This window comes from Variovorax sp. GW821-FHT09D07 (assembly GCF_059416345.1).
Map to the genome: position 1 here is coordinate 595045 of NZ_JBWKOY010000004.1, position 24511 is coordinate 619555.

The window sequence follows — 24511 nt, forward strand, 5'->3', positions numbered from 1 at the left end:
AGATTGATGTGTGTTGATATTCCCTCTGTAAGCAAGAGGGAAATCGAAGAATTTGAGTTCGAATGATTCCGGATTGTTGATCTCTATTCCAAAAACTCTCTTACATCCTGCGTTACATCGAAGCCGATGTAAGAGAATCGGTCGTATGGCAAAAATCTCGTTCACTGCACCGCGTGTGGCTGCCTTCACGTGCCCATCCGACAAGGCCCAAGCGTTCCTGTGGGACGCCAAGGCACCGGGCCTCGGACTTCGGGTAACGCCGCGCGGCGCGCCCGCCTTCGTCTTCCAGGGCGTCTACCAGGGCAAGAGCTTGCGCGTCACGATTGGCGATGCGACGGCATGGCGTATCCCCGACGCGCAGGCCAAGGTTCGAGAACTTCAACGCTTGATCGACGAGGGGCGTGATCCGCGCGCGGTCAAGGCCGAAGCAATCGCGAAGGATGTCGCCCAGCGCGAGGCTGAGCGCCTCGAAGCCGTAACGGTCGGCGACGTGTGGCCGACGTATCTCGCCGAGGGTTCGCCGAAGCGGCGCGCCGCGTGGAAGCCCCGCTATCGGGCTGACCTTGAAGCGATGGCCGCAGCCGGCGGCGTCGCGAAGAAGAGAGGGAAGGGGCTCACTCGGCCCGGCCCACTGTATCCACTGCTCGCGTTGCCGCTCGCCAATGTGGATGAGGACGCGCTGAAAAGCTGGTACGACCGCGAGGCCAGGGCGGGGAAGCATCAAGCCGCTCGCGCATTGATGATGTTTCGCGGTTTCTTGCGCTGGTGCTCCGCCCGTCCAGCGTACCGTTCGGTCATTGATCGCGACGCAGGCAGGGGCGCGTCCATCGTTGAAGCGCTCCCGGCCAACACTCGCCGGACCGACGCCCTCGAAGGCGCGCAATTGCCCGGCTGGTGGGCCGGAGTGGAGGAGTTGAGCAACCGCACGGCGTCCGTGTACTTGCGCGCTTTGCTACTGACCGGCACACGCCGCGAGGAACTGGCTACGCTCCGGTGGGCCGACATCGACTTTCGATGGAAAAAGCTCACGATCGCCGACAAGGTGGACGCGACGCGGACGATTCCTCTGACGCCGTACCTCGGGCAGTTGCTGGCGACACTTCCACGCCTCAATGATTTCGTGTTCGCATCCACCAGCGGCAAGACCGGCCGAATCGCAGACGCACGCGCGAGCCACTCCAAGGCGCTCCAAAGTGCTGGCATTGATGGGTTGACCATTCACGGCCTGCGCCGCTCGTTCTCGCTGCTTGGAGAGGCCGCAGGCGCGCCTGCTGGCGCCATCGCGCAGGTGATGGGGCACAAGCCGAGTGCGACCGCCGAAGGGTATCGGCCGCGCAGTGTCGACGCGCTACGGCCGTTTCTCTCGATCATCGAGGAGTACATCTTGGAGAAAGCCAAGGTGCAGTGCATCGAAGAGCTGAAAGCGCTGCCGGGCAATGTCGTGCCGCTGAAAGCCGCCTGAGCTCTTGATGATCTATCGCTCGGCGTCGTCTGATCTAAGGGCGCGCGCCCTCTTTCTCTGGTGCACCTTGACACCGGCCCCTACCTGCCTGTGACCGACATCAACATGAGCTTCGACGCATTCAGTGCATCCATGCGTGCCTTCGTTGCTGCCCGTGAGCGCCAAGCGGACCGCGCTTACCTCAACAGCCTGATCGACGGCTCGGGCGACCTCCTGGCCGAGGACACGTTCGCGCGCCTTGAGCCGATGTTCGGGCGATATGCCGAGGGCACCGAAATGTTCTTCCTGCTGGAAAAGGCTGCGACGGTCTACGCCGATGCGGCTTGCGCCGCCGCCTATTGGGCAATGGCTGGCTGGGCGATCGCGGACGCGCAGCGCAGCTCACGAGGCCTTTGAGCGGGTCTGTGCGCCCGTGGCACATCCCACAAGCCCGCCGCTCGCGGGCTTTTTCATGCCCGACGGCTCGTCAAGAGCCGACTGAAGCACGGTGCTCAGATCGTTTCTCGTCGGCCATTGGCGGCACCACGTTGATAACACTTGTATGCTTGACAAGCATAGTTTGTGAAACCAACAATGCAGCCTCTACCAATCAGGACGCACCATGTCACCCATCAAATCAGAAGCAACCGATACTGAACTCCTGCAGCGCGCGTTGGCCGGGTACTTCCGTGCTGGCTCGACCATGCAGCCGTCGAAGAACAGTCGCGTTGTGATTCACGACGACCATCGATACGTTGTGCTCAGCAACGTGAACGGCTTGCTCGCTGTTTATCGCGTCCGCAATGACGGGGTGCTGAAGCGCCTCAAGCGCTGGCCGACCGGGCTGGACCTCCCCGAGAGCCCGATTGATTCGAGCACCGACCGCCTGCATCAGGCAGTCGAGATTGCCGACCGCCTGATCGCGAAGGCCGCCGGTGCGGAAAAGTCGGACCTGAAGAAGTTGCGGACGCTCATCGCGATAGCAGGCTTCGAGCTGGACTCGACCGATGAGAGCGCTGGCGAAGATCTGCGTGCGGTTTGGGGCTTGAGCGCCTGAGACGGGACGGACGCAAGTGAATGATCTGGTAAGAGCCTTCCTCATTGACGCTGCGCGCGACGACAAGAAGCGTACCGATGCGGAACGTCTGACCCTCGCAGATATTCAGGCGCCGCAGCCGACCGTACTGGACCGCGACGAAATGAAGCCGCTTCGGGAGATTGTGGCCTCGATGCTGGGTCTCAGGCCGATCGCGCACGCTTGGGCGGCAGAGTACGGCCCATGCATCAAGGACACTGCGGGGCGCGCTTCGCTGGCCCTGCTGGTGAAACGTACGAACCTGCTCGCGAACGAACTGAAGACAGGGGCGGCAGACCTGAGGCCGGGTGACAAGGTTCGCGTGGACAAGGTGCTCGACATCGCGGTCGCGCGGGGCTGGACGCCGCTGGCGGGCTTCCCCGGTACTCAAGCATGTGTCGGAACGAGCGCCAGTGCCAAAACTGAGACGCAGGAAGAGCGACAGGCGCGACGCTTTCAACTCTGTGTCGATGAAGGGCTCAAGATGCCGAATGACGACTACGCGCGCCTCCCAAACGGCATCCGCCGGCTTGCGGATCGCGAAGGTATCACGCGTCAATCGTTTGCTTCAGATGTGAAAGCCTACCTCGCCCGAACCAAACGGTAGGAAGACGGCAGGTAAGTGGCAGGCGCCTCCCTGCCGCTATATGACAAGAATTGATTTCCATGCACCGATAGGGATTGGTGCCATGGAGATTCACCTTGCAAGCCGACGCCAAGCTGCCGCCTATCGCGGCGGCAGACAAGAAGCCAAAGACCGAGCGCGCACCGCTCGATAGCTTCCCCCCGCTGATCGAGGTCACGAGCCCGACGGTCGACACAGACGTGGCAGCGTTCTATGTGAACCGCCTGCCGCAGACCCTCCGTAAGTGGGCCTGTCTCGACAACGGCCCGATCCGTCCCCTGCGCATCAACGGCCGCCTCGCGTGGCCTACAGCGGCACTGAAGACGCTGCTGGGTGTTGCGTAATGCGCGGCGACGACATCACCTTCGTCGGCCACGTCGGCCACACGCTGCCCGCCGAGCCCCGCGACAAACCGGCCGTCCAAAAAAATGCTACCGAGGGGCGCGAACACCCGGCGGCCAATGCCCTCGAAAGGGCTCCCCATGGAATCAACCCGCAGGATTGCATCGCCGAGGCTGCGATCGACCCCTGCCTTTCCGCCTCCGAAGAAGAGTGGCAAGCGGCGTTCCCTGACCAGTGCGTGCACCGCCGGGTGCCGAACCGCCAGCGCCTCGCGATGCGCTTTGCACAAGGCATGGTCCGCGCCGTGGCTCGCGGTGACTTCGAGGTCGCCGTCGTCTTCTTCAACCGGCTGCACAACATCCCGCGTTCGAACAAGGGGACCGCATGACGCAGAGCCACTCCCCGATCGACGCGATCAGCAAGGCCGCGATGCGGCTCACTCCGGATGACCTGCGCACGTTCAAGGCGCAGTTCGACCTCCTCCGCAAACTCGCACATCGCCTCGATCTCGAAACTACCAGCGACGGCCGCTTGCGATTTCTGATCGGCCACGCCGGCTGGTTTCGGCACATCGACTCGCTCGAAGGGGTGATCGAGTTCACCGATCGCGCCCAGACGTGCGCTGGGGTCGCAAATTCCCGGAAGCGAGTTGCCAATTGAAGCACCCCATTGATGCCCTGGAGCGCAAGGCCATCGCAACCCTCGCCGCCCGCTTCGCGCTGGCCGGCGGAAGCCTCACCCTCGAAACCGGCATCGACGGCCGCACGCGCTATCTCGTCGAACTGCGTGGTCGTGTCCATCCCTTCGACAACATCGGTCAGGTGGAGGCCCTCGTCGACATCCTTGAGGGCGCGCAATGAGTGTCCGCGTCATCTCGCGCGTCCTCGACGACTCCGCACACAGCGGCACAGACCTGCTCATGCTCATCGTGCTGGCCGACTACGCCGACGACGACGGCAACAGCTACCCGGCCGTGGCATCGCTGGCGCGCAAGTGCCGAACAACGCCGCGCAATGCCAACCGCATCCTGGCATCGCTGCGCGACAGCGGCGAGCTTGAGGTCCGCCAGAACGAGGGGCCGAAGGGGACGAACCGTTATCGCATCCTGTTGCAGGCGCTTGGCACCTCCAAGAGCGCGAAGGCTGCGCAAGCCCTGACTCCCACGTCACCCCTGACCTCGGCGTCACCCCTGACTCCCACGTCACCCCTGACCTCGGCGTCACCCCTGACGCCCATGTCCAGGCCCCCTGACGCCCATGTCCCGAAACCCCTGACGCCCACGTCAGACGAACCGTCATTGAACCGTCAAGAACCGTCAATGGCAAACACCGGCTTCGACCGTTTCTGGGCTGCATGGCCCTCAAGCAACCGCAAGGGTGCAAAGTCGAAATGCCTCGACGCATGGAAGAAGGCGCACGGCGAACGCGATGTGGAAGTGATCGTCGCGCACGTCGAAGCCCTGAAGGCGTCGGCCGGTTGGACGAAGAGCGGCGGGGAGTTCATCCCGGCCCCGCTGGTCTACCTCAACCAACGTCGCTGGGAAGGTGCGGATCTCGCCGACGGCTCCGCGTCGAGCGACCCGTGGGCGGGGGCGATCAATTGAGCGCCGAGGCCCTGGCGAAGCTGCGGTCGTCCGGCCGAGCCCCCGTTGCCGTCTGGGTCGTCGTCGGCGAATGCCAAGCCCGCCTGCGCGGCCTGCCGGACACCATCCACGTGCGTGCGACCGACAACCCGACCGGCATGGACTGGCGGCCCGTGATCGGCCTGCATGTTGACGTGTTCAACACGGGCGCAAGCGATGCGCTGCTGGACAAAACGCTGGAGGCGATTGAAGCCGCACAACCCAAGGCCGTCAGCGTGGCGTGCGAGCACGGCGTCGTCGGCCTATCGCACGAACACGAAATGACCCTGCATCGAATTTGGAGACACCTGTGCACGTAATCCCCGACGACATCGACTTCGACGCATACCTGCGCGAAACCGACGCGAAGACCCACGTGAAGCCGGCCTCGGTCTGGCTGCACGATCTGGTGGAGCGTCTGCGCAACCCCGACTTCACCAAGAAGGTCCATCTGCCGTGGGAGAGCGCTCGCGACGTGTTCGCCTTCCGCCCCGGCGAAGTCACGCTCTGGGCGGGGCAGAACGGCCACGGCAAGACCCAGGCTGTGAGCCAAACCGCGCTGTCGCTGATGGGTCAGGACGAGAAGGTCGTGATTGCGTCGTTCGAAATGAAGCCGGCGACCACCATGCAGCGCCTCGCCCGCATGTACGCAGGGACGAACCCATTCAGCCCGGAGTACCAACACGCCGACGGCATCGCGGCACTGGAGGCGCTCTACAGCGAGTTCGGCCAATGGACCGACGGCCGGCTGTGGATGTACGACCAGCAAGGCACGGTCAGCGCAGACCGCGTCATCGGCATGGCGCGCTATTGCGCGAAGGAACTCGGCGTTACGCACATCGTGATCGACTCCCTCATGAAGTGCGTGCGCGGCGAAGACGACTTCAACGCCCAGAAGGAACTGGTGGACGAACTGACCGCACTGGCTCGTGACAACGGTGTCCACGTGCATCTGATCCACCACCTGCGCAAGCCCCAGAACGAAGCCGCCATCCCCGACAAGCACGACTCGAAGGGCTCTGGCGCGATCACCGACCTCGTGGACAACGTGCTGATGGTCTGGCGGAACAAGCCCAAGGAAGACGACTTCAAGGCCAAGGGTGCGCGCTCAACCAAGCTGACCGAACACGACGCCGCGATCCTGTGCCGCAAGCAGCGCAACGGCGAAGACGAACCCACGATCCGCCTCTGGTTCGACCGCGACTCACAGCAGTTCAAAGGCGGCCCCGACGAGTCCCTGATGTTCTTCCCGAACTGGCCTCACCGCCCGACCCCATGACCCTCGCCAAACCAGCACGACAACCCGCAACCACCTCAATCAACCCCGCCTGACCACATGACCACGACGAACGCCAGCACCACCGACACTGCGGCATCCGCCGCCTACTCGAAAGCCGAGCCCGGCGCCATCGACCCCGCACGCTACTGCGGAAATTGCGCCCATCTGCGCTCCGACGTTGATCCGGGCGAGCACCCGGAGGGCATGTGTGGCCGCTTTGGCTGGGGCTTGCTCGACGAGAACATCGCGCGCTGCACCGGCCACCAGACAGACGGCGAGAAGGTCATCGGCCTGCACCGGCCCGCGAAGGCCATGAATGCTCCGACCGCATGGGGCACATCGGCGGCGTGCCTTGACGCTATGGCCGAGATGTTTCGCCTCAAAGAGGCCGGCGATACCGACTCCGCCGAGTTCTCGGCCGTCATGTGCACCATGATCGAAACGGCGCCGAAGAGCTACTTCGACGGGCTCGAAGCCGCGCAGGCCGGCGCCGCCGCCGAATGGCGGACGTGGGCGGCTGCCCATCGCGCGTGGCTGCAGGACCAACAGGACCGTGCCGACTATCCCGACTTTTTCGAGGGGCTGAAGAAGATCGGCGAAGCGGTCGACCTGCACGGCGAAGAAGCGGTGCACGGCAACCCCGAGTACGCCGGTCTGTTCGCCGACCTGATGCTCTGCGCACCGCCCCGTTTCAAAGCAGAGGCCGACCGCATTCTGGGGCCGCTGATCCCGAAGGCCACGCACGTCAACGACGACAGCGAGCCGGTGTTCAGCCTGGAGCAACTGAGTCAGACCCTCGGCGAGCCGGTTGAGAAGCTGCAGGCATTTGTCGACGAGCACGTCGACCCGACCCGGCTGCATCGCGGCCCGACCCATCCGATTCAGTAAGGACCAGCAACATGCAGACCATCTCTACCCGCATCCCCGCCCGCACCGCCGCAGCCCAGGCCGCCATTGTTCGTGCCTTGTCCGGCGATCCCACGCCCGCGCAGGCCCCGACGGTTGCAGTCAATGTCCTCAGGCATCAGCATCACCCCACCGTGCCGGAGCCGATGGTCATTCCCGCGGCGACTGAACCTGCCGATGTCGACCTCGACGAGTCCGAAGCCGATGAGCAGGCCGACCCCGCGCCCGCCGCCAACGTGTTCGCAGGCCTGATGGTCGACCGTTCGGCGGTTCCCGCCGCGAATGATGCCGAGGCCGATTGCAGCCCGGCAGATCAGCCTGCGAAGCGCGAGCACAGGAAGACTGGCGATGCAGGCGCCGATGTTGTGGCGCGCGGCGTCAGCGTCGATGCGAACGCGCGCCTGCGGAGCGTTGTTGGCCCCCGACTAGTGCGCGCGAGGCTCCTGTCCGGCTTGAGTCAAGGCGACGTGGCTCGGCTGCTCGGCTTCAAGAATCAAACGCAGGTCGCCCTCTGGGAAAATTCTCGTCGCTTGATCACTATGCCCGACTTGATCCGAGTGGCCGAGGTGCTCAGCGTGCCCGAGTCCTATCTGCTCGGCACTTCGGATGAACCGGAACGCGATCCTGCCATCGCCCTGCGACATGCGTGCCTTCGTGGTGTACGCGATATGCTGACGAAGGTTGCGTCGATCACGGTTGACGAAGTCGCGCGACATGCCCGGCTCGTCGGGCCGCATACCGGCACCGTTCGGGGCCTTGTCGACTCCGGCCATTGCCTGCTCGATGCATTGAACACCTTCATCCGTAGGAACAGCGGTGCTTTCGCCAATCAGCGCGGAAGTGCGTCCGTTGTGCGCTTTTCCGAAGAGTTCGAGGCTGCATTGAGTGACGCCCGCAAGCGGATCGCTCTGCACGACGCGCTCGACGCCGACCTGCGATGCGCACTGAACGAACTGCCCGACGCCGACCCCGCGCTGCCGGGCGACGAGGCTTGACGATGGGCATGACCGAGCGGCGCGCAGCCGCCACGCTCGCCGCTGCCCAGGCTTGGACCGATGCGCGCGGTGCGACGCGCGATCGACCGCGAGAAGCGCCTCCTGGCCCGGCTTGACCGCGAAGAAGGTGTCTGCGGAGACGGTCTTGCGGGAGGTCGCGCCACTCGTCCTCGCCACCTATTCCAGCGCCGTGCGTTCGCGCTTCCGGGCCTCGGCAAGGTCGGCCTCCGCCGTGTGCAGGCGGGCCGGGTCTTCGAGAAGATCGAGGAACCCCGTTCGTCGATGTCGATTTGGTGGCGCTGCCACGCGACTGACGAAACGAAAGGGCTGAAAACCGGCACCTTTCGTTTCGGAAAAGCCTCCCCTGATGTCCAGCGGCACCCGGACAAGATCGGGATTTTCCAGTCATTCACAGGGTTTCACAGTGCTCAACGACAACGCCGATCCCGCTGCGGACCCGCAGCTTCAGACCGAAGAGCAGGCTTCATTCATCCTGACGGTCTCTCCCGAAACGATGGCCGATTGGCGTCATCGCAACCGCCCCAATCGGCCGCCTCATGTTCGCGTCGGTGGTGCGATCCGCTACCGCAAGTCTGACCTGCTCAAGTGGCTGGAAGAGAACACGAACAAGCCCATGGCCGCTGCCCCAGAGGTCTGATATGCGCCTCGCCATCGCCAACCTGATCGAGGCAGCGCGCCTCAGCTTCAACGTCAACGCCGTTCCGAGCCCCGCCCAGCCTGTCAATTCATCCGTCTGTCCCATTACCAGCCCCATCGCCGCCGACCACCTCAAAACGCCGCAAAAGCAAATCACCATGAAGACCTTCACGCGTTCCCCGCTTGCCAGCTCCTGCGCCCTGTCCGCCCACGAGGTCGACGCTATCGACTCTGTTTTCAGCAACGACAGAGTGCAGCGCGTGGCGGGCCAACTGCATCTGAAGCGGGTGCGGTTGCTCGAAGTTGCAGGTTTTCGGAGTGCAATCGCCGAGGCCGTCGCGGCTGCTGATGAGCCGACCACCGTCACGCCCGAGCAGGTTGTCGCGATCCTTGACCGGATGGCGGCAGAGGTTGACGACGAGGTTGCTGCCGTTCGCGAAGATCGCGCTCGGCATGATGCCCGTCACAAAGCGCGCCTCGAACGCCTCACGCCCCTTCGCCGGGCAGTGGCGACGCGCATTGGTGCCCTGGCTAGCGAGAGGACGCACTGCGTCGAAAGCATCGACGCGGCGCGCCGCGCTTCGACCATGACGCACGCCGCGGAGCAGCGGCACGCCAACCTTGTCGCGGCCGGTCTCACCGCCGAAGAAATCCTCAAACTCCGCCCCGCCGCTCAGGCACCCGTAGATCAAGAGGCGGCGATCCGGGCGAGGATCAATGACATCGACGCGCAGATCACGCCGCTGCGGACCTTCCTGGCGAACGAGGCCGATGTGACGCCGCTCGTGGGCCTCGGTTTCGAAGCGCTGATCAACGCCCGTGCCGCCGCCGAACAGGAACCGGCATGAACGCTGTCAGCGAGCGCTATTTCCCGTGCGTGCCGCTCGGCGCCACGGGCGCGGATGAGGCGCACGTTTGGGTGATCGCCGATGTGCAGGCTGCCCGCCGCAACAAGCGCCTGCGGTCGCTGGCGAAGAGCGCGGCTCATCAACTGCGCCACCTGACCGACGCGGCGGCGATGGAGAGCTTTCTGTGTCGTGCTGCGCTGGCGGCGATGGAGGGCGCGAGCCCCACCGAGTGGCTCGAAGCCCAAGTTCGGGCCATCGAGGAAGAGCAGTCCGCGACCCGCGCGGAGCACGCTCGCATGGAATCGCGGGTCGCCGAGGCCAACGCATGACGATCCACGGCCCGACCGAACCCCGCAAGCGCGGCTCGCAGTCCGGCGTGGCGCGTGGCCCCTACAAGCCCCGTCGCATCAAGGCGGAGGAGCCGCAGACGCCCGAGGAGCTTGCCGCGCTGCGCGAGCGCGCGCGCGAGTACTGGGGCGACCTGTACGCCAAGGGGAACATGGTGTACGCCCGCGAACTAGGTCGATATGTCTCGGTGCTGGCCTACGTCCCGCCGCCCGAACTCGAACGGGGCACGGTCGAAAAGGAGGAAGTCACGTCAAAGGTTTGCTCTGGCTGCGGGCTCGAATGGGCGCTGCATCACTTCAGTCCGAGCCGCGGCGGGCGCGGCGGCGGCAAGTCCAAGTGCAAATCCTGCTGCGCCGAGTACGCCCGTGAGCACGCGAACACCACACAAGGCAAGGCCGCCCGCGCACGTGCGCAAGCGAAGTTTCAGGCCCATCTGGCAGCCGAGCAACGCGGGCTCGCGGCACGTGCTGCTTTCATCGAAGCCGCCGGCAAAACCCTGGCGGGACGCGCGCTCCTGGCCGCCGTTGGGGTGACCCAAGCGACACATGAGAAGGACGCGCAATGCTAAGTTTTGCTAAGTTTTTTCGTCAAATCTTTGAAATTGGCTATTGCCCGGTTCGGCGCGCCGAGGGGGAAAGTCAATGACGACGCCCCCGCGCATCGGCAACGCCATCTCGGCGTTGAATCGCCTCCGTCAGGACGAGCTGGAGAGCCGACGGGCGGCGCGCACGATCCTTCAGCCGAGCGAGGTCGCGGGCAAGCTGTCGCCCGCGCGTATGCTGACGACCCGGCTCGGTGGTGCCGGCGCCCGCCTCATCACGCCCGCCGATCTGGCTCACTTCAAGAGGGAAGTCGAAGCCCTTGGTGACAAGGCCCGGCAGGGCCTGACCGCGAAAGAGGCGCTGGGCCTGTCGCGGTCGATTGATATCGATCGTGCGAAGGCCGAAATCCGCTATTCAATGCCCGTCCGGCTTCAGGCCGGCAAAGTGCACCTCGTCACCGATTCGGGGCCGAACTCCAAGGTCACGCGGCATCACGTCAACTTGGAGTTCGCGCTGTACTCGGCTGCCTTGTCGCGGCCTGGAACAGCTTCGCAGGCTGCACAGTGGCTGATGAAGGAGTCTCCGCTGCGGTTTGAGTGCGACTGTCAGCATTTCCGCTACTTCCTGCGCTTCGTCGCGACGGCTGGGGGCTGGGTTGCGGGCCGTGCAGAACATGGCCTGCCGAAGCTAACCAACCCGACGCTGGACGGCGCGTGCTGCAAGCACTTGGCACGGGTGATGACGGACGTTCAAATGAGCGTCGGGATGCGCCAGCGTGTGACGCAGATGGTTGAAGCCGATCGCGCTCGTATCGACATGCCGGGCAAGGCCAAGCCCCGCACCTTCACGGTCACGCAGGCCGACGCCGAGCGCATGCTGCCGAAGAACGCGCGCCGCATCGTGGTGCCGGCGGCATCGCGAGGCGCCAAGCTGCCGCCGCCGGCCAGCGCAGCCGACATCCAGACCGCGCTCCAGGCCTTCACCGGCAGGCACGACACGAACAGCCGTGCAATCGCCCGCGCGCTGCAAAACCTGCTCCCAGCCCAGCAGAAAGCGGTACGCGCGTGACCATTCCCGAGAACCTCAAGAGCCGCGCCGCGCGCCTGCTTGCCCTCGTGGCGATCAGTCGCGCGCGTGCTCCGAGACCATCCCTGAACCCCGAAACGCCCGCAGGGCACCAGACCATGACCTACCTTGAACCCGAGCCGACCAACGAAGTGAAGGCCCTCACCGCTGAGTTGCTTGATCACCTTACCCTCAATGCCGATGGGCAGTCTTTCGACGACCGAGACACTGAAACTTGGCAGGCAGCCGATGAGGCCGAGTCCGAGGTCGTGAGCCTCGGCTTCGCGAAGTTCAAGATTGTCGATTCGGACGCGAACGACCTTGCCCTTGCGGCCGGAGCGATCGATGAGAACTCGCTTCCGACTCTGTGCCTGCGCGTGCGCTTCGCGGATGACGAAGACCAGCCCCCTCGGCGCGCCGGTCAGTACATCGCAATCGACACGGAGGCCGGGGTCAAGCTTTTGTTCCGCGTGTGGCTGACGGGCGAGGACGTTCACGATCCGGTGCCTGAAGGGTTCGATCTCGGCCCTGGTGCCGACAACGAGGCGCTCAACGTGCTCCAGCCCGGCGAAGCGCTGCTCGTGCAGGTCTTCGACGAGACCAACGAGGCGGAGGCCGCATGAGCCACGCACTCGAACGTGCTCGTGCCGTTTCGGCCGCCCTGGCTGCACATCACGCCCGGGGGAGGGCGCTTGATGACCTGATCGAGCTGTCCCAGCGGCGCGTCGCGGAGGGGTGGGCCGCGCTCGACGCTCACATCGAGGCGCAGCGGGTGCGGATCGCCAAGCTTGGTCCGACGCGAGTTGCTCCGCGGCTTGTCGACCCGCCTGCGGCATCGCTCCCGGCTTCGATGCCGGATCGCGACAACGATTTCTTCGCGGCCATAGCGCGCCGCCTTCAACATTGAGAATCAGCATGGCATCCAGCAGCTACCAGCACGACGCACAAGGCTTCCTGATCGGACAGGCCATCGAGAGCGCGCGCGACCTCATGCGCCTGCAAGGGCAGAGCTACGCGACGTTGAAAGACATCCGCGCCGACGTGCGCTTGATCGGCCGCGCGGTCGGTGCTCAGGTCGCGTCGCGCATTCGCGCAAGTCGTCCGAGCGCCGCACCGCGCGCAGTTGTGAGCAGCGGCTACCGCATCTCGGGAGGCCAGCGCGCCGCGGTGGCGACGACTGCCGAGCGCAGCGCGTCTGCACAGCGCGGCGGAGCTGGCGCGCGTGCCAGCGTGGCCGTGACTCAGCAGCGCGCGGCCAACGGGAGGTTCGTGGCCGGAGGGCAGCGGCCCGGCGGTGGTGGTGCCGGCGGCGCGGCCGGCGGCGGCGAGCGCGGCGGCACTGGCGTCATGAGCAAGCTGTCCGATTCGGTCGGGAAGCTCGCAGGCTCACTGGCGGCGGCGGACAACATCGACCCGACGATCAACGCGGCGAAGGAAATCAAGGATGTCGTGGCGCCGCTTGGCCGCGGCTTGACCTTCATGTTCGGGCGGACCGCCGAGCGCAAGAAAGAGGTGTGGTATCGCCGTTTCCTGAAGGCGCTCACGCCGTCGAAGAAGAACGGCGCGCAGGGCGTGGCGGTAGCCGGGGGCGGTGGCCTGTTCGGCCTGGGCGGTGGCGGCGGCCTCCTGAGCGGCCTGCTCGGTGCGGCCGGCGGCGGCGCTGCGGGCGGGGTGCTGGGTGCGCTCATGGGCAAAGGCAAGGCGCTGATGAAGGGCGGCGGCGGACTGCTGCGCAAGGTGCCGTTGCTCGGCGCGCTCCTGGCCGGCGGCGGTGCGCTGGCATCGGTCTTCGGCGGCGGGTCGCGTGAAGAGAAGTACAAGGGCGTCGGCGAGGCCGGCGGCATGCTGGCGGGCGGTCTCGCGGGTGCGAAGGGCGGGGCGATGCTCGGCGCGTTCGTCGGTCCGATCGGCGCGGCCGTCGGCGCATTCCTCGGCGGCGTCGGTGGTGCCCTGCTGGGCGAGAAGTTCGGTGACAAGGTAGGCGAGTGGACCATGAGCCTCGTCGACGCGGACCTGCCCGGCAAGGCGCTCGCGGCGTGGCAGGTCACGACCGCGGCGATCGGCGCTGCCTGGGACTCGCTGGCGGGCGACGCTCGCTCGGCCTGGGAGACGGTCACGTCGAAGGCATCCGAATGGCTCGATGCGGCCAAGATCGGCATCGATGCAGTCGGCAAGACTTTGGGCGACGCAGGCAACGCGATCAACACGTGGATCAAGGACAAGACCGGCATCGACGTGAAGGGTGCGGCCGAGAAGGTCGCCGAGAAGGTGGGTGAAGTCGCTGGTGCTGCCTGGGACAAGGCCAAGGGCGCCGCGAGCGCCGGCTGGTCGGCGGCAAAGGGCTATGGCTCGGATGCGCTCGACGCGGCGCAGGCCGGCGCCGCCGCAATGGTTCCGAACACCGTGAAGCGGGCCTACAACGCTGGCGCGGCAGCGGCCACGCAGGCGAAGGCGGGCTACGACGTGGCGCGCGGCAACGGAACTACCGCCGGGGCGCCGAGTGGCGCGCTGCAAAGTGGTGCGCGCGCCGCGGGCGGTGCAGCGGGTAATGGCATCAACAAGGTGCTCGCGACTGGCGCTGGCTACAACGTCACGCAGAACGCTGACGGCTCGGTGACGCGGCAGGATGGGGCGCGCAACTGGCGCAACAACAACCCAGGCAACATCGAGTGGAAGGCAGGCGGCTTCGCTCAGAAACATGGGGCCATCGGTTCGGATGGTCGTTTCGCGATTTTCCCCGACTACGCCACCGGCCGAGCCGCAAAGTCGGCGCTTATCTTCGAGAACATGAACTACAAGGACAAGAACCTCACCGACGCGATCGCCCGCTACGCGCCGCCGAGCGAGAACAACACGGCTGCTTATCAGAGTGCGGTTCTGGCGGCCGCGGGCGGCAAGAACAAGCCCATGAATCAGTACACGCCGGCCGAGCGTGAGGCCATCATGGACGCGATGCAGAAGGTCGAGGGCTACAAGGTCGGCAGGACCACGGCGGTGCCGAGCGGCGCCTACAACGTGCCGCCCGTTCGGTCGGCGGCCGTGCCGTCCTCGGTGCCGCTGGCGATCCCGCGCGCGCCGGAAGTGAAAGACCCGGCCGCGCCGCTCAATTCGCTGAGCGGCGGAGCTGGGCGCGAGCTGGTGCAAGTGAACGTTCCCGAGGCGATTGGTCAAAACGTCAGCGACCGGGGCGTCGCTCACATTTTGACCGGCGGCATCGGCATGGGCGGAGGCGCGACGGGCGGGTGGTGAAGCTGCACCCGCGACGGCGTGCCGGGACCGAAGCAGGAATTGCCGCCTCGCTGCGCCTTCCGGGGGATAGCGTTTTGCAGCCCCCTTGTATTCGGAGTGACCGACGGAAACACTGATGGCTTGATCCACGACCTCGCGAAAACGCCCGATGAGTGACCCAAGAACTGAACCGAAATTCGGCCTCTACCTGATGCAGGATGACGATGCCCTGTGGTGCTGGTGTTTCGCCAATCAGCCGCCTGGTGAATTGTTTCACGTGCACATTGACGAAGAACGCTTTACGACGCCAGACGCCGCGTTATTGGCCGGCCAACGTCACCACGGTCTGCGCTGATCCGCCCGATCGCCGCAAGGGGGTGCACAAACCGCATCCCCTTCAAGCGGGTCGCGGCAAGCCTAGCGCATGGCATTCTGTTTGGGGCACTACAGGAATCTTGTCGTGGCGCAGAAAAGCCTGCACGCGCGAAGGCCTTGGGATGTGCCAATGGCCCCAACGCGACCGCGCACCACCTTGGCAACTTCGCGCACGGGCTGCGGCAATGGCAACGACCTGAGGGTCTGCGGCTAACATCAACCAAAATGAAAGCAAAAATCCAAGACCGCTTCGACCTGAATATCTCGCGAGTAAAGAACCTCGTCACGATCTATGGAACGATTAAGGGGGCTGGTAAAGGTCGGCGGGGCCACAGCAAGACAGATGTTCTTCGTGCGGCAACTGTCCTGCTGCATGCGACAGTGGAGGACGTTCTTCGGAGTCTTGCCTACTGGAAGTTGCCGCTTGCCGCCCCTGCAGTACTGGAGGGCTACCCCCTTCCTGGTGCTGGCGTCTCTCCCAAGTTCCATCTCGGCCAGTTGGCGGCGCATCGCGGTAAGACAGTGGATGCAGTCATCACCGAAGCAGTTCACGCGTATCTGGAGCGCTCGAACTACAACAACACCTCTGAAGTCGCCAAGCTCCTCACCGACATTGGCGTCCCACTTCCTTCGCTGACGCCCACATTCCCTGAGCTTGAGAACCTGATGAAGCGGCGTCATCAAATTGTCCATCGCGCCGACCGAAACGAGGCTGGCGGAAAAGGGCACCACAAGGTGACCTCTATATCCCCGGCACAGGTGAATATTTGGATCGACACCGTGGAAACGTTTGTCACGGCTACGATGCTCTTGGTTTAGGACAGTGGGCCAGTTCGTTGTGTGGACCATCTCAGCGACGACCTTAACTACGCCGCGCCATTCGAGGACTTAGTGACGATCGGCACCAGTCCGATCTTTTGGCCCCCACGAAAGCCTCGGATGCACCGGAGACTCGAACCGTTGATTGTTCGGACGGTGCGGCGAAGAGGCCCGGCGTGGGGGCTGGGCAAACCAATGGCAGGTTGTGCTCTTATTCGGTATTGCGCTGGAAACCTGTCCAATCCCCTGTGAGTAGCTTATCGACCAAGCGGTCAACTTCTCCAGCTATCTCGTTTTCGATGATGTCAGCTTCGGCAAACATGCGCGCCCCTTCTTCGGCGAGATCTGCAATCTCATCCTCGAACTTCGACTTCAGACGCACCAATGGCAGGCATTTGACGTCTGCAACGTCGATATGGGGAATGCTGGATCCGTAAGCAATTGCCTTAACTATCGGGCGGCCGATAGTGGGATGCGAAAGTGCGGCGTACACATACCCGGTTCGCGCGCTGCAACGAGAGTTTGGTGCAATTCTGATGGCATCGTCCGAGATGACTTTACCCTCATGAAACTCATTGGCGATCCCTAGCGTCCCGTTCAACCCATAGGTTTGGCCGGATCGGGCTAATAGTAGCCAACCTCGTTCAACCCGTCCCTCATATTTGTCTCCAAAATCAGTGTTCGCAATGCGTTTTCGGAGATCTGGATTGATCTCGAATAAATCAGCACTCCCAACCAAAGTTAGCCCTTCTTCTGCAGGTATCCTTCGGAAACGTGTGGGAAGCCAAATATCGAAGCCGAGGTCGCCTAATTTTTCTGTGCGCAGACCCCTTAGTTCAAAATGCGATTGGACCTCTCGCACAGCTGGACTATGGAAAATTCCTTCAAATCTTCGACGTCCGGACATTAGCGAACTGGCTGAGACTGAGAAACCATCCTCGCCAAAATCCATGGTCATGGGAGTGCCGACTCTCGATTCAAACAGTGCCTCAGCCTTTTCCGTTAGCTCGACAGCAAGGTTTCGTGCACGAAGTACTCGATGAACTTCTCTCTGAAATTTCGCTGCCAAAGCTTCGCTCGGTTGCGGTATCGGCAGAGCCGAAAGATGGCTTGGTTCGAGGTGCTTGATGATGTGGCCATATTTGGCTGAAGTCATCATGGCCCTCGCCTTGGTTGATCGAAGGTAGGCATACAGCCATCCCCAAAGCTGCTCTTCCATCGGCTCGATCCGCAGCAGATCGTGCGAAATGAGGACTCCCGACAGCGCCTTTGTTGCCAATGTCGCCCTTCCGACTGTGCCAGAGCAGGTCAGGAGAATCGTTCCTTCGCCTGTGAAACGCTCGGCAGAGCTTTCAGTCCTTTCCAGTGCGAGAAACTTTCTGGCATTGGGTCGCATATCGAAAACCTGGGTCGCCGCCAGAAAGGGTACGCCGAAATCTTTGTCGACGGTAATTCCCTTTAGTCGCGAGGGTTGCCAAACTCGGGCCATATTTCCAAGGCGAGAACTGCTCTGCAGCAGAGCTTCCATCGCAAGGAAATGCCCATAGCCGCTCGACAAATAGTTTTCCGCCTCCATGCGGCGTTCGCCGGACCAAAGAGCGGAAGCTGGCAGGGCCATTGAATTGGCCTTGTGCCAGGGCCAATTTACTTGCTCCTCGCGGGGAGGGCTTAGTCTTGCTCGGAGAGCCATTTGCGAAATTGTTGTGCGACCTGCAACGTATTATCATCGGCGACCTTGCGAAGCATTTTTTGCTTCTTATAGACAGGCTGGCCGCCGTCATACTCTTTTACTGTCTCGTCAAGTTCTTCGACGATTTCATTTCCCTTTTTGTCTCTTACATATGTCTTGTTGCCGCGCTTGTCGTGACCAACGTGATTCGCCACAGCCATAAAAACGCTGTAGTCGTTCTTTTGGCCCTTTGCCTCCTCCAACGCCACCAGCTCATCTGTCTTGCGTTGCAGGACCAGAATGCTGGTCTGAACGCTCACATTTGGTTGAAATGTGTCGGGGTGCAGATCGATCGATGCCAATACGTAGGTTTTTTGGAGAATCCATTCACGGACGTAGCCGAGGCCAGGCGAGCCCAAGACTCCATCAGGTAGGACCATTGCCAGCCGACCTGTACCTTGTTTCAAAAACCGAACGCAGCGTTCGATAAATAAAATCTCAGGAGGCTGAGACTTCTGTATGCCGTCACCCATCGTCCATTGGTCAGACTTTTCATCGAACGCCCATGAATGGCCAAGATCGTATTTTTCAAGAATCGCCGGGTCGTCAACTGGAATTTTTGAACCAAAGGGTGGATTGGTAAATATGAGGTCCACATTTCCAATCAAATCCCGCTCGCGCAAGCCTTCTTCCCATGTCGCGGGACTCGCAAGTGAGTTGGCTTGATAGAGGCCCCCAGCACCGTCATTGTTCATGACCATGTTCATCTTCGTGGCTTTGACCAGCTCGGGGTTGAAGTCCAATCCCACGATGCTGGCGCCAGCGAACTTGGAGATGCGCGCCGCAATTTTCGGATCAGCCCGCTTTGGGTCGCCTTTCCACTTTGCCAGTTCTGCAACACGAATCTTTTCGATGACATGATTCATCGCAGAAATCAAGAACCCGCCTGTTCCGCATGCTGGGTCCAGAATTAGTTGGCCTTCCGAGGGGTCGAGCATCGACACGGCCATATTGCAGATGTTTCGCGGTGTAAAAAACTCACCTCTGTCGCCTCTGAGATTGGAGCCGACAATCTCCTCATAGGCGTGTCCCTTCACGTCGACGTCGCTCTCCAGAAGTGAATACATTTGGAGCTGCGAGACGATATAGGCAAGTACTTGAGGCTTTAGCGCAACGACATCGTTGGTTTGGAAGATCGCGGGATAATCAGCTTTAACTGCCTCGAAGAGGGCATCAATGCGTTTCTTAACCTTAAGTGGTCCGTTAATTCCGCCTCGCTCATTGCCGGCCGCAAAGAATTCCACGTCACTACTGTCGCGCTCGTCGTGGATCTTGCAAAAGATGAGCTTCAGTAGCTCCCAAAAGGCTTGTGGCTTTTGCAGACCTTGATTGCCGGCAATGTAGTTATGGCATCGGCGAAAGGCAAAAAGGAGGGCATCAGAAGAAGCGGGCTTAAGTTGGTCAAACGCAGGCCGATCCGACTCATCGCTCGATCGGCCGTAGCTCGGGAGATCGGGGATTTCTTCGAAGAGAAGTTTTCCTTTGCTCTCGATTTTGCGATAGCAGAACCGTTCAAGCCCGTTGGTCCACATGCCGTAGGCCACATTTGGACACGCTGCCATATAGCTGTGCAGTTGTCCGACGCCCTCCTTCTTGTCGCTGGATTTGACCTTCTGCTCCTTGCACTCGACGATGACATAGGCATTGGCTTGATCGCGGTCCTCGTCAGCGGCGAAGATCACGATGTCGGCCCTAGGCTTTCGGCTTCCGAGTCTTAGGGTGAACTCGATCGCGATATCGGTCTTCGGATACCTGTACTCGCGCACGAGGGACTTCGCGATCTCTTGTCGGACATACTCTTCGGGTGTTTCCTCGCGTTGAGTTTGTCCGTCGATGAAGTCGAGCGTCTTGCCTTGCTGAACGATGACCGCGATCAGCTTGTGCGGAGTTGCTTCTGCAATGGTGGATGCCATCCTTTTCTCTTTCTTGTGTGCGGCGTCAAGATGTCGCCTCCTGTCGGTCGCGGCCCCGCGATAGAGGCTCCGAGGCTATCCAGGCGAGCGCTACGAATCCGCTAGAAATTGTCTTACATCAGCCGTTACATCACAATGAAAAAAGGCCCGGATGCTATATTTTTTATAGCATCCGGGCCTTATCCATATTGGTGCCGGAGAGATGAATCGAACACCCGACCTTCTCATTACGAATGAGCTGCTCTACCGACTGAGCTACACCGGCGAAGCCTCAGATTATAGCCAAGAAATCAAGGCTTCTCGGCGTGGTACTGCGTCAAACGCTCCACTTCGTGACGCGAACCCAACATCACGCTCACGCGCTCGTGCAGTTTGGTGGGCTTCAGGTCGAGGATGCGCTGCTTGCCGTTGGTGGCGGCGCCGCCGGCCTGCTCGACGAGCCAGCTCATGGGGTTGGCCTCGTACATCAGGCGCAGCTTGCCGGCCTTTTCGGGCTCGCGCTTGTCCCACGGGTACATGAACACGCCGCCGCGCATCAGGATGCGGTGCACGTCGGCCACCATGCTGGCAATCCAGCGCATGTTGAAGTCCTTGCCGCGCGGGCCTTCCTTGCCGGCCAGGCATTCGTCGATGTAGCGCTTCACGGGCTCGTCCCAGTGGCGCATGTTGCTCATGTTGATGGCAAATTCCTTGGTGTCGACTGGAATCTGGATGTCTTCCTGCGTGAGCACGAAGCTGCCTTGCTCGCGGTCGAGCGTGAACATGGCCACGCCGTTGCCCACGGTGAGCACCAGGGTGGTTTGCGGGCCGTAGATGCAGTAGCCGGCGGCCACTTGCTGGCTGCCGGGCTGCAGAAAGTCGGCTTCCTGCACGCCGGGGGTGTCGTCGGGCTTCTTCAGCACGCTGAAGATGGTGCCGATGCTCACGTTGACGTCGATGTTGCTGCTGCCGTCGAGCGGGTCGAACATCAAGAGGTATTCGCCCTGCGGGTAGCGGTTGGGCACCACGTGGATGGTTTCCATCTCCTCGCTGGCCATGGCCGCGAGGTGGCCGCCCCATTCGTTGGCTTCAATGAGCACTTCGTTGGCGATGATGTCCAGCTTCTTCTGGATTTCGCCCTGCACGTTCTCGCTCTCGGCGGTGCCGAGCACGCCACCCAGCGCGCCCTTGTTGACGGCCTGGCTGATGCTCTTGCAGGCGCGGGCGACCACTTCGAGCAACAGGCGCAGCTGGCCGGGAATGAGGCCGTCGGCGCGTTGCTGCTCGACGAGGTAGCGGGTGAAGGAGATTTTTTGTTGAGCCATGGATCTTGTGGGGTTCAGTGGGTTCAGTTTCCGGCGAGGGCGCGCGTCACGACTTCGTGGGTGTCCTTGCTCAGGTCGGGCTTGGCGGCCACGCGGGCAATGGCTTCGCGCGCGGCGCTGCGGTAGGGCTCGGCCAGCTTGCTCCAGCGGTCGAGTGCGCGCGCCAGGCGTGCGGCCACCTGGGGGTTGATGGCGTCGAGCTCGATCACGCGCTCGCTCCAGAACACGTAGCCGGCGGCGTCGGCGCGGTGGAAGGCGCCGGGGTTGCCGCTGCAGTAGCTGAAGATCACGCTGCGCGCGCGGTTGGGGTTCTTCAGCGAGAAGTCGGGGTGCTTCATGAGCTGCTTGACCAGCGGCAGGATGTCGCCGCCGCGGTCGCTGGCGCCGGCCTGCAGCGAGAACCACTTGTCGATGACCAACGCCTCGTCCTTGAACATGGCGTGGAAGCGCGCAAGCGCCTGCGCCGCCAGGGTGTGGCCCGACGACACGAGGGCGTTGAGCGCGTTGAAGCGGTCGGTCATGTTGCCCGCGTCTTTAAAACGCTGCAGGGTCTTGCCGGGCCACACGGTGTCGCCCGAGGCGCGCGCCGCCAGGCACAGGAAGTTGAGCGCCATGCCGGCCAGCGCGCGGCGGCCCGACGAGGTCGGGTCGGGCGTGTAGGCGCCGGTGTCCTTGTTGTCTTCGTAGGCCTGTTCCCAGTCGGCGAAGAGGGCGGTGGCGAGCTGGGCGCGCATGGCTTCGCGCACGAGGTGCACGCGCTGCGGATCGACCACGTCGAGCTGTTCGGCGATGTAGGTTTCCGACGGCAGCGTGAGCACCAGTTCCTTGAAGGCGGCGTCGAGCTGCGGGTGGCGCAGCACGCCGCGCATGGCGTCGAGGTAGGCGTCGTTCAGCACCGGCGTGGTGTCGGTGGCGTGCGCGGCAATGGCTTGCAGCGCGGCGCGCAGGCCCAGGCGTTGGCCGGCTTCCCAGCGGTTGAACGGGTCGGGGTCGTTGGCCAGCAGGGTGAGCAGCTGGGCGTCGGTGTACGCAAAGTCGAGGATCACCGGCGCGCTGAAGCCGCGCAGGATGGACGGCACGGGCTCGGCGTCCAGGCCCACGAAGGTGATCTGCTCGCCGGCGCGCGACAGCACGATAGTGCGGGTGCCGCGTGCCACGTCGCTTTCGCCCTCGAGCTGCATGGGCAGCTCGCGGCCGGTGGCGGCGTCGAGCAGGCCGATGTTCAGCGGAATGACGAAGGGTTCCTTGGTCTGCTGGCCCGGCGTGGGCGGGCAGCTTTGCACCACGCTCAGGGTGTAGCTGCGGTTCTGCGCGTCGTACACGCCGTGCGCGGCCAGGCGGGGCGTGCCGGCCTGGCTGTACCAGCGCTTGAACTGGGGCAGCAGGCGGGCCAGTTCGGAGTCGGGGTTGGCGTCGGCAATGGCCTGGGCGAAGTCGTCGCAGGTCACGGCCTGGCCGTCGTGGCGCTCGAAGTACAGGGTGATGCCCTTTTCGAAGCCCTTGCGGCCGACCAGCGTCTGCATCATGCGAACGACCTCGGCACCCTTTTCGTAGATGGTGACGGTGTAGAAGTTGCTGATCTCGATGTAGCTGTCGGGCCGCACCGGGTGGGCCATGGGGCCGGCGTCTTCGGGGAACTGGGCGGTGCGCAGCACGCGCACGTCCTCGATGCGCTTCACGGCGCGGGCCGAGGCGTCGGCGCACAGGTCCTGGCTGAACTCCTGGTCGCGGAAGACGGTGAGGCCTTCCTTCAGCGACAGCTGGAACCAGTCGCGGCAGGTCACGCGGTCGCCGCTCCAGTTGTGGAAGTACTCGTGGCCGACCACGCTTTCGATGTTGCTGTAGTCGGCGTCGGTGGCGGTGGCCTGGTTGGCCAGAACGTACTTCGTGTTGAAGATGTTCAGGCCCTTGTTCTCCATGGCACCCATGTTGAAGTCGCTGGTGGCCACGATCATGAAGCGGTCCAGGTCCAGCGGCAGGCCGAAGCGGGCTTCGTCCCAGAGCACGGAGTTGACCAGCGAGTTCATGGCGTGCTCGGTCTTGTCGAGGTCGCCGGCGCGCACGTACACCTGCAGCAGATGTTCCTTGCCGCTGCGCGCTTTGATGCGCTGCTCGCGCGCCACGAGCTTGCCCGCCACCAGGGCGAACAGGTAGCTGGGTTTCTTGAAGGGGTCGACCCACTTGGCGAAGTGGCGGCCCTCGGGCAGCTCGCCCTGGTCGACCAGGTTGCCGTTCGACAGCAGCACCGGGTAGGCGGCCTTGCTGGCGCGCAGCGTGACGGTGTACATCGCCATCACGTCGGGACGGTCGAGGAAGTAGGTGATGCGGCGAAAGCCCTCGGCCTCGCACTGCGTGAAGAAGGTGTCTTCGCTCACGAACAGGCCCATCAGCTTGGTGTTCTTGATGGGGCAGCAGGTGGTGAAGAGTTCGAGCTCGAAGGCGTCGGGCAGACCGTCGATGACGAGCTGGTCGCCTTCCATGCGGAACGAGGCGCCCTGGCCGTTCACGAGCACGCGCGCCAGGTTGAGCTCGTCGCCGTCCAGGCGCAGCGGCTGGGCCGGCACCTCGGGGTTGCGGCGCAGCTGCATGCGGTTGAGCACGCGGGTCTTGGCGGGGTCGAGGTCGAAGGTCAGGTCGACGGTGTCGATCCAGAACGCCGGCGCGGCATAGTCTTCGCGGCGGATGGCAATGGGTTGCCCTTGGGCGTCACGCTGAAGCAGCATCGAGGGTCTCCAGAAAATTCGAATGGGCCAGTTCGTTGTAGTCGCGAACGGCGGCGATCACGTGGGGGCCGGCCAGCTCGGCGGCCGTATGGGTGCTGCACACGGCCACGGCGCGCATGCCGCCGCGGCGGGCCGCTTCGATGCCGAAGGGCGCGTCTTCGAAGACGATGCAGCGCTCGGGCGCCACGCCGATGCGGCGCGCGGCTTCCAGGAAGATCGCGGGCGTGGGCTTGCCCGAAAAGCCTTCGTCGCCGCCGACGATGGCCAGCGGCAGCGGGTCCATCTTCAGGCGCGACATGGCGAACGCGATGTTGTGCCTGTCGCCGGCCGTGCCGACCGCGACCTTCAGGCCGCGTGCCACCGCGGCCTTGGCGAAGGCGGTGAAGCCCGCCACTTCGGTGAAGTTGTCGTGGAAGAGCTCGCGGTAGATCTCTTCCTTCTCGTGCACCATGGCCTGGCACTCGGCATCGGAGAGCTCGCGTTCGAACAGCTCGCGCATGCTCTCGGTGCCGGTGCGGCCCGTGGTGCGCGCGAGGATCTCGCTCACGTCGAGCTGCACGCCGTGGCGCTGCGCGAAGGTCACCCACGAGCGCGCATGCCAGGGCATGGAGTCGATCATGGTGCCGTCCATGTCGAAGATCAGGGCTTCGACCCTGCCGGTGTTCAGGCTCATCGG

General features: G+C 63.4%; 28 protein-coding genes and 1 tRNA gene. 23 read left to right on the plus strand and 6 right to left on the minus strand.

Annotation, left to right across the window (positions count from 1 at the left end; genetic code table 11):
* The first annotated feature begins 145 nt into the window (after window positions 1-145).
* From AC07OX_RS18450 to AC07OX_RS18560, 23 genes are all read left to right on the plus strand, one after another.
* Complete coding sequence (locus AC07OX_RS18450; RefSeq protein WP_495260949.1) at window positions 146-1462, plus strand: tyrosine-type recombinase/integrase; 1317 nt, start codon at window positions 146-148, stop codon at window positions 1460-1462.
* Between the two features lie 90 nt (window positions 1463-1552).
* Complete coding sequence (locus tag AC07OX_RS18455; RefSeq protein WP_495260948.1) at window positions 1553-1858, plus strand: hypothetical protein; 306 nt, start codon at window positions 1553-1555, stop codon at window positions 1856-1858.
* A 205-nt stretch (window positions 1859-2063) separates the two neighbouring features.
* On the plus strand, window positions 2064-2498 hold the full coding sequence (locus tag AC07OX_RS18460; RefSeq protein WP_495260947.1) for a hypothetical protein: 435 nt from the start codon (window positions 2064-2066) through the stop codon (window positions 2496-2498).
* Between the two features lie 16 nt (window positions 2499-2514).
* Entirely contained in the window at window positions 2515-3123 is a 609-nt protein-coding gene (locus tag AC07OX_RS18465; protein ID WP_495260946.1) for a hypothetical protein, read from the plus strand.
* A 95-nt stretch (window positions 3124-3218) separates the two neighbouring features.
* The gene (locus AC07OX_RS18470; RefSeq protein ID WP_495260945.1) at window positions 3219-3485 is read left to right on the plus strand and encodes a hypothetical protein; all 267 of its coding nucleotides are present in this window, start codon (window positions 3219-3221) and stop codon (window positions 3483-3485) included.
* Window positions 3485-3871, plus strand: a complete 387-nt coding sequence (locus AC07OX_RS18475; RefSeq protein WP_495260944.1) for a hypothetical protein — start codon at window positions 3485-3487, stop codon at window positions 3869-3871. The genes AC07OX_RS18470 and AC07OX_RS18475 overlap by 1 nt, the downstream gene beginning before the upstream one ends.
* Window positions 3868-4143: a hypothetical protein gene (locus tag AC07OX_RS18480; RefSeq protein ID WP_495260943.1), complete on the plus strand. Its 276-nt coding sequence runs from the start codon at window positions 3868-3870 to the stop codon at window positions 4141-4143. Before AC07OX_RS18475 ends, AC07OX_RS18480 begins: the two co-directional genes overlap by 4 nt.
* Window positions 4140-4343, plus strand: coding sequence for a hypothetical protein (locus AC07OX_RS18485; protein ID WP_495260942.1), 204 nt, complete (start codon window positions 4140-4142; stop codon window positions 4341-4343). Before AC07OX_RS18480 ends, AC07OX_RS18485 begins: the two co-directional genes overlap by 4 nt.
* Window positions 4340-5086 carry a helix-turn-helix domain-containing protein gene (locus AC07OX_RS18490; protein WP_495260941.1) on the plus strand — a complete coding sequence of 249 codons (747 nt, stop codon included), beginning with the start codon at window positions 4340-4342 and terminating at the stop codon, window positions 5084-5086. Before AC07OX_RS18485 ends, AC07OX_RS18490 begins: the two co-directional genes overlap by 4 nt.
* Window positions 5083-5424: a hypothetical protein gene (locus AC07OX_RS18495; protein ID WP_495260940.1), complete on the plus strand. Its 342-nt coding sequence runs from the start codon at window positions 5083-5085 to the stop codon at window positions 5422-5424. The genes AC07OX_RS18490 and AC07OX_RS18495 overlap by 4 nt, the downstream gene beginning before the upstream one ends.
* Window positions 5415-6383: a DnaB-like helicase C-terminal domain-containing protein gene (locus AC07OX_RS18500; RefSeq protein ID WP_495260939.1), complete on the plus strand. Its 969-nt coding sequence runs from the start codon at window positions 5415-5417 to the stop codon at window positions 6381-6383. The genes AC07OX_RS18495 and AC07OX_RS18500 overlap by 10 nt, the downstream gene beginning before the upstream one ends.
* Window positions 6384-6440: 57 nt before the next feature.
* Window positions 6441-7271 carry a hypothetical protein gene (locus tag AC07OX_RS18505; protein ID WP_495260938.1) on the plus strand — a complete coding sequence of 277 codons (831 nt, stop codon included), beginning with the start codon at window positions 6441-6443 and terminating at the stop codon, window positions 7269-7271.
* A gap of 11 nt (window positions 7272-7282) precedes the next feature.
* Window positions 7283-8284: a helix-turn-helix domain-containing protein gene (locus tag AC07OX_RS18510; RefSeq protein ID WP_495260937.1), complete on the plus strand. Its 1002-nt coding sequence runs from the start codon at window positions 7283-7285 to the stop codon at window positions 8282-8284.
* 424 nt (window positions 8285-8708) lie between these two features.
* A complete protein-coding gene (locus tag AC07OX_RS18515; protein ID WP_495260936.1) occupies window positions 8709-8942 on the plus strand; it encodes a helix-turn-helix domain-containing protein in 234 nt (77 codons plus the stop codon).
* 1 nt (window position 8943) lies between these two features.
* Window positions 8944-9789, plus strand: a complete 846-nt coding sequence (locus tag AC07OX_RS18520; RefSeq protein ID WP_495260935.1) for a hypothetical protein — start codon at window positions 8944-8946, stop codon at window positions 9787-9789.
* Window positions 9786-10118, plus strand: coding sequence for a hypothetical protein (locus AC07OX_RS18525; RefSeq protein ID WP_495260934.1), 333 nt, complete (start codon window positions 9786-9788; stop codon window positions 10116-10118). The genes AC07OX_RS18520 and AC07OX_RS18525 overlap by 4 nt, the downstream gene beginning before the upstream one ends.
* The gene (locus AC07OX_RS18530; RefSeq protein WP_495260933.1) at window positions 10115-10705 is read left to right on the plus strand and encodes a hypothetical protein; all 591 of its coding nucleotides are present in this window, start codon (window positions 10115-10117) and stop codon (window positions 10703-10705) included. Before AC07OX_RS18525 ends, AC07OX_RS18530 begins: the two co-directional genes overlap by 4 nt.
* 73 nt (window positions 10706-10778) lie before the next feature.
* A complete protein-coding gene (locus tag AC07OX_RS18535; protein WP_495260932.1) occupies window positions 10779-11747 on the plus strand; it encodes a hypothetical protein in 969 nt (322 codons plus the stop codon).
* Window positions 11744-12367 (plus strand): hypothetical protein, encoded by a 624-nt coding sequence (locus AC07OX_RS18540; protein ID WP_495260931.1) that lies wholly within the window; start codon window positions 11744-11746, stop codon window positions 12365-12367. The genes AC07OX_RS18535 and AC07OX_RS18540 overlap by 4 nt, the downstream gene beginning before the upstream one ends.
* Window positions 12364-12651 carry a hypothetical protein gene (locus AC07OX_RS18545; RefSeq protein ID WP_495260930.1) on the plus strand — a complete coding sequence of 96 codons (288 nt, stop codon included), beginning with the start codon at window positions 12364-12366 and terminating at the stop codon, window positions 12649-12651. Before AC07OX_RS18540 ends, AC07OX_RS18545 begins: the two co-directional genes overlap by 4 nt.
* 8 nt (window positions 12652-12659) lie before the next feature.
* On the plus strand, window positions 12660-14993 hold the full coding sequence (locus tag AC07OX_RS18550) for a hypothetical protein (RefSeq protein WP_495260929.1): 2334 nt from the start codon (window positions 12660-12662) through the stop codon (window positions 14991-14993).
* A 148-nt stretch (window positions 14994-15141) separates the two neighbouring features.
* On the plus strand, window positions 15142-15327 hold the full coding sequence (locus tag AC07OX_RS18555) for a hypothetical protein (RefSeq protein WP_495260928.1): 186 nt from the start codon (window positions 15142-15144) through the stop codon (window positions 15325-15327).
* 245 nt (window positions 15328-15572) lie between these two features.
* Entirely contained in the window at window positions 15573-16166 is a 594-nt protein-coding gene (locus tag AC07OX_RS18560) for a hypothetical protein (RefSeq protein WP_495260927.1), read from the plus strand.
* A gap of 211 nt (window positions 16167-16377) precedes the next feature.
* On the opposite strand, the gene AC07OX_RS18565 is transcribed toward AC07OX_RS18560, so the two are convergent.
* From AC07OX_RS18565 to AC07OX_RS18590, 6 genes are all read right to left on the minus strand, one after another.
* Window positions 16378-17784 carry a restriction endonuclease subunit S domain-containing protein gene (locus AC07OX_RS18565; RefSeq protein ID WP_495260926.1) on the minus strand — a complete coding sequence of 469 codons (1407 nt, stop codon included), beginning with the start codon at window positions 17782-17784 and terminating at the stop codon, window positions 16378-16380.
* Between the two features lie 50 nt (window positions 17785-17834).
* A complete protein-coding gene (locus AC07OX_RS18570; protein ID WP_495260925.1) occupies window positions 17835-19808 on the minus strand; it encodes a type I restriction-modification system subunit M in 1974 nt (657 codons plus the stop codon).
* Window positions 19809-19997: 189 nt separating this feature from the next.
* A tRNA-Thr gene (locus tag AC07OX_RS18575) sits at window positions 19998-20073 on the minus strand.
* Between the two features lie 25 nt (window positions 20074-20098).
* The gene (locus tag AC07OX_RS18580) at window positions 20099-21112 is read right to left on the minus strand and encodes a class 1 fructose-bisphosphatase (protein WP_495260924.1); all 1014 of its coding nucleotides are present in this window, start codon (window positions 21110-21112) and stop codon (window positions 20099-20101) included.
* Window positions 21113-21135: 23 nt separating this feature from the next.
* Window positions 21136-23835, minus strand: coding sequence for an aminopeptidase N (gene pepN, locus AC07OX_RS18585; RefSeq protein WP_062473310.1), 2700 nt, complete (start codon window positions 23833-23835; stop codon window positions 21136-21138).
* Window positions 23819-24508, minus strand: a complete 690-nt coding sequence (locus AC07OX_RS18590) for an HAD family hydrolase (protein WP_070062371.1) — start codon at window positions 24506-24508, stop codon at window positions 23819-23821. Before AC07OX_RS18590 ends, pepN begins: the two co-directional genes overlap by 17 nt.
* Window positions 24509-24511 lie beyond the last annotated feature (3 nt).

What these genes read in the sequence shown, in the direction of transcription:
- AC07OX_RS18480 (WP_495260943.1), top strand. Translation starts at nt 3,868, where the DNA reads ATGACGCAGAGCCACTCCCCGATCGACGCGATCAGCAAGGCCGCGATG.
- AC07OX_RS18520 (WP_495260935.1), top strand. Translation starts at nt 8,944, where the DNA reads ATGCGCCTCGCCATCGCCAACCTGATCGAGGCAGCGCGCCTCAGCTTC.
- AC07OX_RS18545 (WP_495260930.1), top strand. Translation starts at nt 12,364, where the DNA reads ATGAGCCACGCACTCGAACGTGCTCGTGCCGTTTCGGCCGCCCTGGCT.
- AC07OX_RS18475 (WP_495260944.1), top strand. Translation starts at nt 3,485, where the DNA reads ATGCGCGGCGACGACATCACCTTCGTCGGCCACGTCGGCCACACGCTG.
- AC07OX_RS18560 (WP_495260927.1), top strand. Translation starts at nt 15,573, where the DNA reads ATGAAAGCAAAAATCCAAGACCGCTTCGACCTGAATATCTCGCGAGTA.
- AC07OX_RS18555 (WP_495260928.1), top strand. Translation starts at nt 15,142, where the DNA reads ATGAGTGACCCAAGAACTGAACCGAAATTCGGCCTCTACCTGATGCAG.
- AC07OX_RS18535 (WP_495260932.1), top strand. Translation starts at nt 10,779, where the DNA reads ATGACGACGCCCCCGCGCATCGGCAACGCCATCTCGGCGTTGAATCGC.
- AC07OX_RS18550 (WP_495260929.1), top strand. Translation starts at nt 12,660, where the DNA reads ATGGCATCCAGCAGCTACCAGCACGACGCACAAGGCTTCCTGATCGGA.
- AC07OX_RS18530 (WP_495260933.1), top strand. Translation starts at nt 10,115, where the DNA reads ATGACGATCCACGGCCCGACCGAACCCCGCAAGCGCGGCTCGCAGTCC.
- AC07OX_RS18590 (WP_070062371.1), bottom strand. Translation starts at nt 24,508, where the DNA reads ATGAGCCTGAACACCGGCAGGGTCGAAGCCCTGATCTTCGACATGGAC.
- pepN (WP_062473310.1), bottom strand. Translation starts at nt 23,835, where the DNA reads ATGCTGCTTCAGCGTGACGCCCAAGGGCAACCCATTGCCATCCGCCGC.
- AC07OX_RS18510 (WP_495260937.1), top strand. Translation starts at nt 7,283, where the DNA reads ATGCAGACCATCTCTACCCGCATCCCCGCCCGCACCGCCGCAGCCCAG.
- AC07OX_RS18565 (WP_495260926.1), bottom strand. Translation starts at nt 17,784, where the DNA reads ATGGCCCTGCCAGCTTCCGCTCTTTGGTCCGGCGAACGCCGCATGGAG.
- AC07OX_RS18525 (WP_495260934.1), top strand. Translation starts at nt 9,786, where the DNA reads ATGAACGCTGTCAGCGAGCGCTATTTCCCGTGCGTGCCGCTCGGCGCC.
- AC07OX_RS18570 (WP_495260925.1), bottom strand. Translation starts at nt 19,808, where the DNA reads ATGGCATCCACCATTGCAGAAGCAACTCCGCACAAGCTGATCGCGGTC.
- AC07OX_RS18490 (WP_495260941.1), top strand. Translation starts at nt 4,340, where the DNA reads ATGAGTGTCCGCGTCATCTCGCGCGTCCTCGACGACTCCGCACACAGC.
- AC07OX_RS18460 (WP_495260947.1), top strand. Translation starts at nt 2,064, where the DNA reads ATGTCACCCATCAAATCAGAAGCAACCGATACTGAACTCCTGCAGCGC.
- AC07OX_RS18450 (WP_495260949.1), top strand. Translation starts at nt 146, where the DNA reads ATGGCAAAAATCTCGTTCACTGCACCGCGTGTGGCTGCCTTCACGTGC.
- AC07OX_RS18580 (WP_495260924.1), bottom strand. Translation starts at nt 21,112, where the DNA reads ATGGCTCAACAAAAAATCTCCTTCACCCGCTACCTCGTCGAGCAGCAA.
- AC07OX_RS18505 (WP_495260938.1), top strand. Translation starts at nt 6,441, where the DNA reads ATGACCACGACGAACGCCAGCACCACCGACACTGCGGCATCCGCCGCC.